The sequence below is a fragment of the Ensifer sp. genome, from assembly GCF_031989085.1.
In the GTDB taxonomy this organism is placed as follows: domain Bacteria; phylum Pseudomonadota; class Alphaproteobacteria; order Rhizobiales; family Rhizobiaceae; genus Ensifer.
Window position 1 is genome coordinate 2530555 of the sequence record NZ_DALZXU010000001.1, and the last position, 13839, is coordinate 2544393.

11 protein-coding genes are annotated in these 13839 nt (G+C 62.9%); 4 read left to right on the forward strand and 7 right to left on the reverse strand.

The annotated features are described in order from the left end of the window. Positions 1–361: 361 nt before the first annotated feature. From RTP54_RS12370 to RTP54_RS12400, 7 genes are all read right to left on the reverse strand, one after another. Positions 362–1882, reverse strand: a complete 1521-nt coding sequence (locus RTP54_RS12370; RefSeq protein WP_312362934.1) for a methyl-accepting chemotaxis protein — start codon at positions 1880–1882, stop codon at positions 362–364. Positions 1883–2155: 273 nt separating this feature from the next. Further along, positions 2156–2872: a ParA family protein gene (locus RTP54_RS12375; protein WP_112810310.1), complete on the reverse strand. Its 717-nt coding sequence runs from the start codon at positions 2870–2872 to the stop codon at positions 2156–2158. A 237-nt stretch (positions 2873–3109) separates the two neighbouring features. Then, a complete protein-coding gene (locus RTP54_RS12380; protein ID WP_312362937.1) occupies positions 3110–4255 on the reverse strand; it encodes an iron-containing alcohol dehydrogenase in 1146 nt (381 codons plus the stop codon). Beyond that, positions 4252–5637: an aldehyde dehydrogenase family protein gene (locus tag RTP54_RS12385; RefSeq protein ID WP_312362938.1), complete on the reverse strand. Its 1386-nt coding sequence runs from the start codon at positions 5635–5637 to the stop codon at positions 4252–4254. Before RTP54_RS12385 ends, RTP54_RS12380 begins: the two co-directional genes overlap by 4 nt. Positions 5638–5722: 85 nt before the next feature. Next, positions 5723–7087, reverse strand: a complete 1365-nt coding sequence (locus tag RTP54_RS12390) for a glutamine synthetase family protein (protein WP_112810313.1) — start codon at positions 7085–7087, stop codon at positions 5723–5725. A gap of 95 nt (positions 7088–7182) precedes the next feature. Then, the gene (locus RTP54_RS12395) at positions 7183–8730 is read right to left on the reverse strand and encodes an amino acid permease (protein ID WP_112816114.1); all 1548 of its coding nucleotides are present in this window, start codon (positions 8728–8730) and stop codon (positions 7183–7185) included. Positions 8731–8841: 111 nt separating this feature from the next. Further along, on the reverse strand, positions 8842–9615 hold the full coding sequence (locus tag RTP54_RS12400; protein ID WP_312362941.1) for an N-formylglutamate amidohydrolase: 774 nt from the start codon (positions 9613–9615) through the stop codon (positions 8842–8844). 175 nt (positions 9616–9790) lie between these two features. Here RTP54_RS12400 and RTP54_RS12405 point away from each other — a divergent pair, with 175 nt between their 5' ends. The 4 genes from RTP54_RS12405 to RTP54_RS12420 all read left to right on the forward strand — a co-directional run bounded on the left by RTP54_RS12405 (position 9791) and on the right by RTP54_RS12420 (position 13839). Then, a complete protein-coding gene (locus tag RTP54_RS12405) occupies positions 9791–10669 on the forward strand; it encodes a MurR/RpiR family transcriptional regulator (RefSeq protein ID WP_112810315.1) in 879 nt (292 codons plus the stop codon). Positions 10670–10856: 187 nt separating this feature from the next. Beyond that, positions 10857–11963: an ABC transporter substrate-binding protein gene (locus RTP54_RS12410; protein WP_112810316.1), complete on the forward strand. Its 1107-nt coding sequence runs from the start codon at positions 10857–10859 to the stop codon at positions 11961–11963. Between the two features lie 215 nt (positions 11964–12178). Beyond that, positions 12179–13060: an ABC transporter permease gene (locus tag RTP54_RS12415; protein ID WP_112810317.1), complete on the forward strand. Its 882-nt coding sequence runs from the start codon at positions 12179–12181 to the stop codon at positions 13058–13060. Continuing rightward, entirely contained in the window at positions 13057–13839 is a 783-nt protein-coding gene (locus RTP54_RS12420) for an ABC transporter permease (RefSeq protein WP_112810318.1), read from the forward strand. The genes RTP54_RS12415 and RTP54_RS12420 overlap by 4 nt, the downstream gene beginning before the upstream one ends.

Sequence of the window (13839 nt, forward strand, 5' to 3'; positions counted from 1 at the left end):
GGGACTGTCTGTTCGCTGGCGCGCAGGTGGTCACGTCACCGGCCAGACCTCGGCAGTCCCGCTTGCCGAGACGCCTGTACCGCCCCTGTCCCTTTATGCGATGGTCACAGCTTTTTCCTCATTCCGGCCTTGTGCCGGAATCCAGCGATCTGACGTCCGTCCGATCAAAAGCCTTTCAGCCAAGGACTTGGCTGCCTGGATTCCTGTGACAAGCACAGGAATGAGGTTGATTGTGCGCTGAGCCTTCCGTTGATCCGCACAGCAAGTCGGTCTCGGCGCTCCCAGACGGATCTCCGAAACACGTCTGATGTACGCATTGCGGACAGCCGACATGCGGCGATCCGCAATGCGGTGTGCTGCCTCAGGCCACGCGGCGATAGCCGGGTGCGGTGCCGACGTGGACCTGGGTCGATGTCTGGAATGCCTTCAGCTTCAGTGCGATCTGTTCGGATTCCACCGTCAGCGCCTGGCTTGCGGCATTGGCCTCTTCGACCATGGCGGCGTTCTGCTGGGTGATCTGGTCCATCTGGCCGATGGCCGTGTTGACCGCCTGCAGGCCCTGCGCCTGTTCGGCGGTGCTGGCGCGGATATTGCCGAAGACCGAGCTGACCTCGACCACCTGCGAAACGATCTGCTGCAGCGACTGGGCAACCTGGTTGACCGAGTTGACGCCGTCATCGACCTGGCCGCGCGACTTGGCGATCAGGCCCTGGATGTCCTTGGCCGCATCGGCGCAGCGCTGGGCAAGCGCGCGCACTTCGGAGGCGACAACGGCAAAGCCCCTGCCCGCCTCGCCGGCACGCGCCGCCTCGATGCCGGCGTTGAGCGCCAGCAGATTGGTCTGGAAGGCGATCTCGTCGATGACGTCGACGATGCGGGCAATGCTCGCCGACGACGTCTGGATTTCCTGCATCACCTCGATCGCGTGGGTAACGATCTCGCCGCTCTGCTCGGCATTGGCGCGGGCGGCGATCACGGTCGAATTCGCCTGATCGGCGCCTTCGGCCGTCTGCTTGACCGTGCGCGTCACCTGCTCGACGGCGGCAGCCGTCTCCTCGAGGTTGGCCGCCTGGCGCTCCGTGCGCTTGGCGAGGTCGTCGGCAGCCGCCGCAATCTCCTTGGCGCTCAGATGGATCTGGCTGGCGCCGGCCTCTATGCCGCCGATCGCGCGGGCAAGCTCGCTGATCGCATGGTTGAAGTTCTCGCCGAGCTCCTCGTAGGCGACCGGAAGATCGGCCGCGATGCGCGCCGTCAGATCGCCGTCGGAAATCTTCTTCAGCGCCACGCCGAAGGTCTGGCTGACGAGCTTGCGCTCGGTTGCCAGCACCTCTTCCTGGACCGCGCGCTGCTTGGTCACGTCGGAGGCGTCCATATAGACCGAGATCGACAGATCCATGTCGAGGAACATGCCCTTGACGAGGCTCGACAGCATTGCGCTCATCTCTTCGGCCGACGTTGCCTGGCGCGAGAACATGCCGCCCTTCGGCCAGTGCGCCTTGACGATCTCGGTGATCAGGTGCTCGGCGATCAGCGCGTAGCCGCCGATGTACCAGCGCGGCTCGAGCCCGATGCGGGCATGCACCTGGCCGATGGTGCGAACCTTCGCACCGTATTCGTCGTTGAAATTGGCGTCCGCGATATTGGCCCAGTGGCCAACCTGCGCGCCCTTGGCGCGGTTGATATGCGCATCCGACGAGAAGAAGCGGTTGGTCTCCGGCGTCTTCCTGACCCGGGCGTAGAACTTGTCGAGCGCCGGCGCCAGCTCCTTTTCGAGGATCGGCTTCAGGGCCTTCAGGCTAGCCTTGGCGGCATCGTCGAGCGCCATGAAATTGAGACGACCGGCGATGTCTTCCTTGCCGGCAGCGACGTGTTCCGTTTTCATGCGCGACTTCCCTGCATGCTCTTGCTGGATCATGGAAGCTGGACGGGAGACCATGGGGTCGGATCCGCAATCCTTGCCGCAATCATGGCGGCTATCTGCACCCCGGCGAACCGCCTTCAGGTACAATCACTTTCCATCGGCACTCGTATAAGCCCATGGTAAAGGAAGCCTTACGGGAAACAGCCATTTCGGGTAACCGCAACGCGTTTCAACCGGAATTGACGTCCGTCAATTCCGGTTGAAGTCAATGTCCTGAATGCGTGTGCAGCCAGTTCAGGCCGCGCGCCGCGCCCAGGCCGGGGCGCGCGAAGCCCAGGAACGGCGGGCTTTTACAGGCATCAGCGCCTGCACTTCCCTGGCAAGGGCCAAGGCGTTTTCACGTGCCTTGTCGAGATTGCTGACCCGGGTTTCGTCCATGGACTGCAGCGTTCCGCCGCAGTCGAAGATTTCGCGATAGGCGACGCGTTCGACGATCGGCGTATCGAGCACGCTGACGCCGCGCGAGGCAAGCAGTGTCTTGATCGTCTGCAACGCCCGCGTCGTCACCAGCGAATTGACGCGGGTAAGCACGACGGAATGGTTGATGCGCACGCGGGCTCTTTCCTCGATCTGGCGGATGAGCTCGAGGATCTGCACGGCGCCGCGCGCATCCATGGCACAGCCCTGCACCGGTATCAGCACCTGGTCGGAAAGGGCGAGCGCCAGCGCGACGATCTGGTCCTTGGCGCCGGCGAGGTCGATGATGATGTAGTCGGCCTCGTCCTTCATCTCCCGGATATGACATTCGAGAGAGGCCGGCGTGATGTGGGAGATGACCGAGAGATTGGCGATCTGGCCGGAGTTTTCCGCCCAGCTGGTGATCCAACGCTGCGGATCGGCATCGAGGACGACAACGCGGTGTCCCTGCCTTGCCAGTTCCGTCGACAGGATCAGCGCCGCCGTCGTCTTGCCCGCGCCGCCCTTTGCATTGGCGAAAGTGATGACCGCCATCTTATTCCTCATTTTCTGCTCTGTTCCCGCGCCCTGCCCGACCGAAGCGTCGAACAAGCAGTGCCGCTTAATAGAACCTTTCAGAACATGGTTAACGAAACGGAAATTTTCGCGGGCGAAGATTAACACCCGCCCGCGCGGGGGCGCGGGCGGAAACACGAAAAAGCCCGGAAAACCATGGGCTTCCGGGCTTTGAGAAAAATTAACGCTCAGAGGCATCCGGCAAGCCACCGGGGCTCAGATGCACTCCCTGAACAGCGTCTTGGCCGCATCGAGCGTCAGTTCGACCGGGTTGCCGCCGGCGGTCGGGTCGACGATCGCCATTTCCGACATTTCGTCGATGCGGTCGGTGCCGACGCCGAGTGCGGCAAGCTTGTCGGGAACGCCAAGCTCCTCGCGCAGCTTCAGCACGTAGTCGTAGAAGCCGTCGAAGCCGCCGGAGATGCCGAGGTAGGCGGCAGCCCGCACGATCTTGTCCTCGATCGCCGAACGGTTGAAGCGCAGCACTGGCGGCATCACCACGGCATTCGTCATGCCATGGTGAGTGTTGTAGATCGCGCCGACAGGGTGCGAGAGCGAATGGATGGCGCCAAGACCCTTCTGGAAGGCCACGGCCCCCATGGCGGCAGCACTCATCATGTTGGCGCGGGCCTCGATATCGCTGCCGTCCTTGTAGGCGCGCGGCAGATATTCTTTCACCAGGCGCATGCCCTCGAGCGCGATGCCGGCCGACATCGGGTGGTAGAACGGCGAGGAATAGGCTTCCAGGCAATGGGCAAAGGCGTCCATGCCGGTGCCGGCGGTGATGACCTTCGGCATCCCGACCGTCAGTTCCGGATCGCAGATGGTGACGGCGGGCAGGAACTTCGGATGGAAGATCACTTTCTTCACATGGCTTGCCGAATTGGTGATGACGCTGGCGCGGCCGACTTCCGAGCCGGTGCCGGCGGTCGTCGGCACGGCGACGATCGGCGCGATGCCCTCGACGCTCGCACGCGTCCACCAGTCGCCCACATCCTCGAAGTCCCAGACGGGCCGCGTCTGCCCGGCCATGAAGGCCACGCACTTGCCGAGGTCGAGGCCGGAGCCGCCGCCGAAGGCGACGACGCCGTCATGGCCGCCATCCTTGAAGGCCTTGACGCCGGCCGCCAGGTTCACATCGTTCGGGTTCGGGTCGACATCGGCGAAGATCGCCCGGCCGAGGCCGTTGGCCTCGAGGATATCGAGCGCATTCTGCGTGATCGCCATCGGCGCCAGGCCACGGTCGGTGATCAGAAGCGGCTTCTTCATGCCGGCCGCCTTGCAATGGTCGGCAAGCTCCTTGATCCGGCCGGCGCCAAACTTGATGGCGGTCGGATAGCTCCAGTTCGCGGTGATCGTCATGCTGTGACTTTCTTCAGATGGTAGGATTTCGGACGGGTAAGGTTCTGGAAGCCGATGACCGAAAGCGAGCCGCCGCGGCCCGTTTCCTTGACGCCGGTCCAGCAAAGCGCCGGATCGAGATAGTCGGCGCGGTTCATGAACACGGTGCCGGTCTCAAGGTCGCGGCCAAGGCGCGAGGCGCGGCCCGCATCCTTGGTCCACAGCGACACCGTCAGGCCGTACTGGCAATCGTTCATCAGCTCGATCGCCTGGCTGTCGCTCTTCACCTTCATGATGCCGACTGCCGGGCCGAAGGTTTCCTCGCGCATGAAGGCCATGGAGTGGTCGACATCGACCAGCACCTGCGGCGCGAGATAGGCGCCGCCGTCGTCCTGCGGGAACAGTTTCGGATCGACCAGCGCCTTGGCGCCCTTGGCGATTGCGTCGGCGATCTGCTCGCGCACCGTCGCGGCAAAGCGCTTGTGCGCCATCGGGCCGAGCGTCGTGTCCGGATCGAGCGGATTGCCGAGCTTGTAGTTCGAAACCCAGGCGACCGACTTCTCGACGAAGGCGTCATAGAGCGTCTCGTGCACATAGATGCGCTCGATGCCGCAGCAGCACTGGCCGGAGTTGAAGGTGGCGCCATCCATCAGGGTGTCGACCGCAGCGTCAAGGTCGGCATCCTCCATGACATAGCCCGGATCCTTGCCGCCGAGTTCGAGGCCGAGACCGGTAAAGGTGCCGGCCGCCGCGCGCTCGATCGACCGGCCGCCCTCGACCGAACCGGTGAAGTTGATGAAATCGAAGCTTTTCGCCGCAATCAGCGCCGCCGTCGTCTCGTGGTCGAGGAAGACGTTCTGGAACACGTCGGCCGGAACGCCCGCCTCGACGAAGGCGCGCACCATGCGCTCGCCGACGAGGATGGTCTGGCTCGCATGCTTGATGATGACGGTGTTGCCGGCCATCAGCGCCGGCGCGACCGTGTTGATCGCGGTCATATAAGGGTAGTTCCACGGCGCGATGACGAAGACGACACCATGCGGCTCGCGCTCGATGCGACGGCCGAAGCGGTCGCTGTCCTCGACGAGGATCGGCTTCAGCGCGTCGGCGGCAATCGAGGCGACATAGTTCGAACGCTCGTTGAAGCCCTTGAATTCGCCGCCGTAGCGCACCGGCCGGCCCATCTGCCACGCCAGCTCCGGCACGACCTCGTCGACCATCTCGTTGAGGCGGGTGACACCGGCCAGCACCAGATTGACGCGCTCGTCCAGCGGACGGCGGGCCCAGGCCTTCTGCGCCTGGCGGGCGTGGGCAACCACCTGCTTTGCCATGTCCAGCGGCAGCGCCGGGCGTTCGGCATAAACCTCTCCGTTCACCGGAGAAATGCACTTGATCATGCTCATGATCGTCTTCCTGCTTCCATTTCGAATGACGGGTGGCCGGCCCTGGCTTTGGACCGGCCACTGAAAACGTGACTAACAGGCCGCCTCAGGCCCGTTCGAAACCGCGCGCCACTTCCCAGTCGGTGACGCGGCGGTCGTATTCTTCCTGTTCCCACTCGGCGGCGCGCACATAGTGGTCGATGACGTCGTCGCCGAAGGCCGCGCGCAGCATCTTCGAGCCGGTCAGCGCTTCGGTCGCAGCGCGCAGGGTGCGCGGGATTTCGCGTACATTCTTGCCGCCATAGGCGTCGCCGACAAACGGCGCCTCCAGTTCCATCTTGCCTTCGATACCGGAAATGCCGGCCGCGAGCAAAGCCGCGAAAGCGAGATAGGGGTTGAGGTCGGAGCCGCCGACGCGGCACTCGATGCGGATCGCCTTGGTATCCTCGCCGCACAGGCGATAGCCGGCCGTGCGGTTGTCCTTGCTCCACACCGCCTTGGTCGGCGCAAACGTGCCGGCCATGAAGCGCTTGTAGGAGTTGATGTAGGGCGCGAGGAAATAGGTGATCTCGCTGGCGTGGCTGAGGAGCCCGGCCACATAGTGCCGCATCTGCTCCGACATGCCGTGCTTGCCGTCCTTGTCGAAGAATTTCGGCGTCTTGCCGTCGGCGCTCCACAGCGACTGATGGATGTGCGAGGACGAGCCGGCGGCCTGATAGTTCCACTTGGCAAGGAAGGTGATCGCCTTGCCGCGCGACCAGGCGATTTCCTTGCAGCCGTTCTTGATGATCGCATGGCGGTCGGCCATCGTCAGCGCGTCGGCGTAGCGCACGTTGATCTCTTCCTGGCCGGCCGACGCTTCACCCTTGGAATTCTCGACCGGAATGTCGGCGCCCTGCAGGCCGTTGCGGATCGCCCGCATCACGTCTTCTTCCTTGGTGGTCTGGAAGATGTGGTAATCCTCGTTGTAGCCGCTGACGAGCTGCAGGTCGCGGTAGCCGGACTGGCGGGCGTCGTCATAGGTCTGGTCGAACAGGAAGAATTCGAGTTCGCTCGCCATGAAGGCCTTGAGGCCCATCGCCTCCAGCCGCGCGACCTGTTTCTTCAGGATCGCGCGCGGCGAATGCGGCACTTCCTCGTGGGTGTGGTGGTCGAGCATGTCGCAGAGCACAAGCGCGGTGCCCTCGAGCCACGGAATACGGCGCAGCGTCGAAAGGTCCGGCTTCATCGTATAGTCGCCGTAGCCCTTCTCCCAGCTCGTCGCCTTGTAGCCGGAGACCGTCTCCATCTCCATATCGGTCGCCAGCAGGTAGTTGCAGCTATGCGTTTCCTGCCAGGCGCTGTCGACGAAATACTGCGCGTGGAAGCGCTTGCCCATCAGCCGGCCCTGCATGTCGACCTGGCAGGCGAGAACCGTATCGATGCGGCCGGCGGCAACATCCTCTTTCAATTGCTCAAACGAATAGCTCATCAAAATTCATCCCATGTTTCGGCAAGCGGCCGTTCCCGTGGCCGCAAAAAGAAAGGCGGAAGCTGCAGATGCGCTCCCGCCCATTTTGTTGTTGCTTAGACTTGGCCGACGGCCTTTTCGGCAGCGGCGATTTCGGCCTGGCGACGGGCGACTTCTTCGCCGATCGGCGGGCCGCGGAAGCGGCGGCTTTCAAGGCCGAACCAGATGATCGCGGTCAGGACCAGGAAGCCGACGGTGATGTAGAGCGCCCAGTCGTTCGGCGGCTGGATGCCGAGGATGAAGATCAGCGCCATGGCGATGATCGACAGCACCGCGAAGAGCTTGAACATGCCCTCGCCGAGGTTCCACGGACCCATCTTGTCCCACTTCGAGGTGCCCCAGGCGAAGAGACCGAGCGTGATCGGGATCGCGAAGGAGAAGAACAGGAAGATGACCGTGCACGACACGACGATGGTGTAGACCGGCGTTTCGCCGATCGCGACCAGCGACGAGCCCCACACGAACAGCACGGCGAGGATCGAACCGGTCCAGATCGCCGCAACCGGCGTGCGGTAGGTCGGGCTGACCTTGGCCAGAGCCTTGGATGCCGGCAGGCCGCCGTCACGCGAGAAGGCGAAGATCATGCGCGAGACCGAGGTCACGGTCGCCAGGCCGCACAGCCACTGGCTGACGAGGATGGCGAGGTAGAGCACGTCCTTGATGACAGGGTGAACCTGCGCGTCCATCGCCCAGAAGAACACGTTCCAGCCCTGCTTGGCGGCCTCGTCCATGTTCGGCAGCATCAGCACGAAGGAGCAAAGCATGATGTAGCCGAACAGCGCCGACCACAGCACCGACGAGACCATGCCGCGCGGCACGGATTCGGCGGCCTTGACGGTCTCTTCCGAAGTGTGCGCCGAGGCATCGTAGCCGGTGATTGTGTAGATCGGCAGAAGCAGGCCGAGCAGGAAGACCCAGGAGCCCGAGGTCGTCGGCCAGACGTTGCCGCCGGCTTCACCGGAATAGTTGGAGAAGGTGAAGAGGCGCGCGATATCGTAGCTGTCGGCGGCAACCAGGCAGACGAGCGCAAGCAGGATCGACGTCGCGAAGATCAGGTAGCCCGAGAAGTCGGTGAGCTTGGCCGTCAGCCCGATGCCCATGTGGTTGACCAGCGCCTGCGCGCCGGTGATGACGGCCAGGAAGACGATCCGGGTCAGCGTCGTATCGGCAAGGCCGAAATACGGCGTGCCGAACGAGCCCATGAAGAAGTAGTAGGTGCCGACATTGATGGCACCGAGAACGGTGACGAGACCGAGCAGGTTGAACCAGGCGGTCAGCCAGCCGGTGAAGCGGTTGCCGAGGATCGAGCCCCAGTGATAAAGCCCGCCGGCGGTCGGATAGGCGGAGCTGATCTGCGCCATGGCGACGGCAAAGACGAGCGAGATGAAGCAGCCGAGCGGCCAGCCGATGCCGATTGCGGCCCCACCCGCACCCGACGTCGCCTGGGCCAGCGAATTGATGCCGCCGGAGAGAATGCAGATGATCGAGAACGAGACCGCGAAGTTCGAGAACTGGCTCATGCGCCGCTCGAGCTCCTGGGCATAGCCCATCGAGTGCAGGACCTGCATGTCCTGCTTTTTGTCGTGATCACTGTAGTCTGACATATTTCTTCCCCTGATTTCTCCGACCCCGCCACCCCATTGCGGCAGGATCCCATCACTACCCGCCCCGGCTGGCCGGAACAGGACCGCGGCTATGCCGCTCCCCAGGGTCTTTTATTGTGCTGAAAGTGCTGCCACGCCTTTGCTGAGCAGCCCTTCCAGATAATCGGCCATGACCCTCTGGCCGATCTCGTTTCGAATGAGATCGTTGCGGATCTCGATCATCACATTCGCCAATCCGTTGTGGACGCCGTACTCGATCAGACTGTGCGTCACGCCGTCGGCCGGCCCGTAGGGCTCGTTGCGGCGGATGTCGTAGGCGACCTTGCCCCTGGTGGCGAAGGTCAGCATCTGGTCGGCGAGCCGGCTGTCGGCGTCGTGCAGGATGCCGACCTCCACGGAGCGCGGCTTGCCGAAATAGATGGGCGTGAACGAATGCATGGTGACGACCACGGGCGGGCGACCATTGTCCTTGCGCTCGGTGACGAACCGGCTGATGGCGTCGTGGAACGGCAGGTAGATCTCGTCGACCCGCGCCTGTCGCTCATCCCCAGCCATGTCGCGATTTCCCGGAACCTCGTAGACTTCGCTGACGACAGGCATCGCGCCCTCCGCCTCCGGCGGACGGTTGCAGTCATAGGCAAGGCGCGAGAAGCGCTGATAGATGAGAGCGGCATCAAGCTTGCGCGAGAGAAGTTCGGCCACCGCGAGTGCGCCCGGGTCCCAGGCGATGTGGCTTTCGAGCGCCTGCTGCGAAAGGCCAAGCGAGCCGAGGCGCTCCGGTACCCGGCGCGAGGCATGTTCGCACACGAGAACGATATCGCCTTTTGCGGCGGCGTTCTCGATTGCAACCGGTTCGCCATCTGTATCGGTCAAAAGTCGCGTCAACACCGGCATCCCCTCTTGCCCCGTTAGACGTTCGTTAATGAAAAGATTTGTTCAGAGATCGACCAGTGTCAATCGAAATCTGAAACGATCTCTTCAAAATTGCGATTGACTCCAATTGTGACAGCGATGTTTAATCTGTCACAAACTGGCGTTAGACCAGTTCAGGGGAGACAGCGTGACCAGCAAGGCGACATCCACGACGGTGTCGGATGTGATCAATGCCCACTTCGCCGCGCTGACCCGCGCGGAGCGACAGTTGGCAGAGACGCTTCTCGACAATTATCCGGTCTCCGGGCTCGGTTCGATCACCACGGTCGCCGAGAATGCCGGCGTGTCGACGCCAACCGTCGCACGCATGGTGCAAAAGCTTGGTTTCAAAGGCTTTCCCGATTTCCAGTCGCGGCTGCACCAGGAGCTGGAAGCGACGATTTCCAACCCGATCACCAAGCATGACCGCTGGGCGGCGAGCGCGCCGGGCACCCATACGCTCAACCGCTTTGCCGATGCCGCCATGAACAACATGCGCGAGACACTGTCGCAGATCGAGCCGCAGGAATTCGACGAAGCGGTGGCGCTCATCGCCGATCGCAAGCGCAACGTCTATCTGCTCGGCGGCCGCATCACCCGCGCCGTTGCCGATTATCTCTTCACCCACCTGCAGGTGATCCGTCCCGGCGTCACCGAAATCGCCTCCAATGCCAGCGCCTGGCCGCATTACGTGCTCGACATGCGCCATGGCGACGTACTGATTCTCTTCGACATCCGCCGCTACGAACAGGAAATGGAGACGCTGGCGAAGTCGGCGCGCGAACGCGGCGTCGAGATCGTGCTCTTCACCGATCGCTGGAGCTCGCCGGTGGCGAAATCCGCCTCCAAGGTTTTTCGCTCGCAGATCGAGATCCCCTCCGCCTGGGACAGCTCGGTGGTGATCCTGTTTCTGGTCGAAGCGTTGATCGAAGCCGTTCAGAGCTCCAACTGGGACGCGACCCGCGACCGTATGAAGACGCTCGAGGGGCTGTTCGATTCGACCCGCATCTTTCGCAAACCGGTTTAGGAGGGACAGCCGGAACGTTCACGAAGTTTTATGCACATGTGTTTCAGTGAAGGCGCCGTGTCGGAAAAAGATTTGTTCTTCCAACGACATGCGCGGCGCGATCAGACGGATCGCTGTCACACAAGTTTCATAGCATCTCTTTAACAGCATCGCCGAAATTGACTGAAAACCCATAAGGAGAACACCAGTGATTTCAACGACTCAACGACTGCTCTCGCTTTCCACCGCCATTCTCTTGGCAACGACGGCCATTGCCGCTGCCGAGCCGAGCGCAGAGCTCATCGAAGCTGCCAAGAAGGAAGGCATGCTGACCACGATCGCCCTGCCCCACGACTGGTGCGGCTATGGCGACGTGATCGCCGCCTTCAAGGCCAAGTATCCGGAAATCCAGGTCAACGAACTGAACCCCGACGCCGGCTCTGCCGACGAAGTCGAGGCAGTCAAGGCCAACAAGGACAACAAGGGCCCGCAGGCTCCTGACGTCATCGACGTCGGCCTCGCCTTCGGCCCGCAGATGAAGGCCGAAGGCCTGCTGCAGCCCTACAAGGTCTCGACCTGGGACGAAATTCCCGACAGCGTCAAGGACGCCGAAGGCTACTGGTACGGCGACTACTACGGCGTCATGTCGTTCCTGGTGAACAAGGACCTCGTCAAGGAAGCGCCGAAGGACTGGGCCGACCTCCTGAAGCCGGAATATGCCGGTCAGGTCGCTCTTGCCGGTGACCCGCGCGCTTCCAACCAGGCGATCCTCGGCGTTCTCGCCGCTGGTCTTGCCAAGGGCGCAAAGTCGGGCAAGGAAGCCGGCGAAGCCGGTCTCGGCTACTTCGCCGAGCTCAACAAGGCCGGCAACTTCGTTCCTGTCATCGGCAAGTCCGGCACGCTCGCCCAGGGCTCGACCCCGATCATCGTTGCCTGGGACTACAACGCACTCGGTTGGGCAAAGACGCTCAACGGCAACCCGCCGACCGAAGTCGTCGTTCCGGCCAGCGGCGTTCTCGCCGGCGTCTACGTTCAGGGCATCTCGGCCTATGCGCCGCACCCGAACGCAGCAAAGCTGTGGATGGAGCACCTCTATTCGGACGAAGGTCAGCTCGGCTGGCTCAAGGGCTTCTGCCACCCGACCCGCTTCAACGCCATGGTCAAGGCCGGCAAGGTTCCGCAGGAACTGATCGACGCCCTGCCGCCGGCAGCAGCCTATGAGAAGGCCTACTTCCCGACGCTCGAGGAAGTCGACGCCAACAAGGCAGCCGTCACCGGCGCATGGGATTCCGTCGTCGGCGCCAACGTTCAGTAAGCGTTTCCACAACCATGCTGCCCCGGCCGGTTTTCCGGCCGGGGCAGATGCGATATCGCTCGCATCTTTCCTCGTCCTCCTCGACATGAGGACGAAAACATGCAGCAATTCAATGTGCTACAGCGACCTTTGCGCGTCGGGAGGACGCGCAAAGGTCGCTGTAGAAAATTCAATGAACGACCGCGTCCGTAGCGCGGCATCTCGGGGCGAACGGAATGTCATCTGCTCACACCGGCGCCAGGCCACCTGCGCGCCGCCTTCCGCTTCACTGGCTCGGCGTCCTGCCCTTTGCGGCGTTCGTGTTGCTGTTTCTCATTCTGCCGACGATGAAGATCGTGGTCGGCGCCTTCCAGACGCCTGAGGGCGGCTTCACCTTCGACAACATCATCGGCCTGTTCACGCCCTCGATCCTCTCGGCCTACTGGATCTCCATCAAGATCAGCATCGCCTCGGCGCTTCTCGGCTGCCTGATCGGCTTTGCGATTGCGTCCGCAGTCGTCTTCGGCGGATTGCCGAAATGGATCCGCGGGCCGCTGCTGACCTTTTCCGGCGTCGCCTCGAACTTCGCCGGCGTGCCGCTCGCCTTCGCCTTTCTGGCGACGCTCGGCCCCGTCGGCATCCTGACCGTCTTCCTGCGCTCCAACTTCGGCCTCGACCTGAGGCTGCTCGGCTTCAACCTCCTGTCCTTCTGGGGGCTGACCGTCACCTATCTGTTCTTCCAGATCCCGCTGATGATCCTGATCATCACCCCGGCGCTCGACGGCTTGAAGCGCGAATGGCGCGAGGCGGCCGAAATTCTCGGCGCCACCGGCCTGCAATACTGGCGCATGGTCGCCTTTCCGATCCTTCTGCCCTCGCTGCTCGGCACGCTGGCACTCCTGTTCGCCAATGCCTTCGGCGCGGTTGCGACCGCGATCGCGCTCACCGGCTCGTCGCTGTCGATCGTGCCGATCCTGCTCTTCGCCCAGATCCGCGGCGACGTTCTCGGCAATCCGCATCTCGGCTACGCGCTCGCCTTCGGCATGATCGTCGTGACCGGCATCGCCAACGCGATCTACATCTGGCTTCGCGCCCGCAGCGAGAGGTGGCTGAAATGAAGAAGATCTGGGCCTGGGGGGCCCTCGTTTTCGGCCTCCTCTATTTCACCCTGCCGCTGATCGGCATGACGAACTTCTCCTTGAAGATGCGTCGCGGCGAGTATTCCTTCGACGCCTATGGCAAGGTCTTCAGCGATCCGCGCTTTCAGGAGACCTTCACCTATTCGATCATGCAGGCGCTGTTCACGATCCTGTTCGGCGTTCTGCTGGTGGTGCCCACGGCCTACTGGGTTCGCCTGAAGCTGCCGCGGCTGCGGCCCTACATCGAGTTCATCACGCTTCTGCCGCTCGTCATCCCGGCGATCGTGATCGTTTTCGGCTACATCCGTCTCTACAACACCTCGAGCTGGCTGCCTTTGACCGGATCGATCTTCGGCACCAACGTGCTTTTGATGTTCGGCTACGCCATCCTCGCCCTGCCCTACATGTACCGGGCGGTGGATACCGGGCTCCGCACGATCGACATCGCGACGCTCACCGAAGCCGCCCAGAGCCTCGGGGCAGGCTGGGCGACCATTCTCGGGCGGATCATTCTGCCGAACGTCCTGGTCGCGGTGCTCTCCGGTGCCTTCCTGACATTTGCCATCGTCATCGGCGAATTCACCATGGCAGCACTTCTGAACCGGCCGGCCTTCGGTCCGTACATGCAGCTTCTCGGCGCCAACCGCGCCTATGAGCCAGCCGCTCTCGCCGTCATCGCGTTCGGCATCACCTGGGGCTGCCTCGGCCTCATCCAGCTCGTCTCGCGCTTTCAAAAAAGCGCGCCTCCCAAGGCCTGA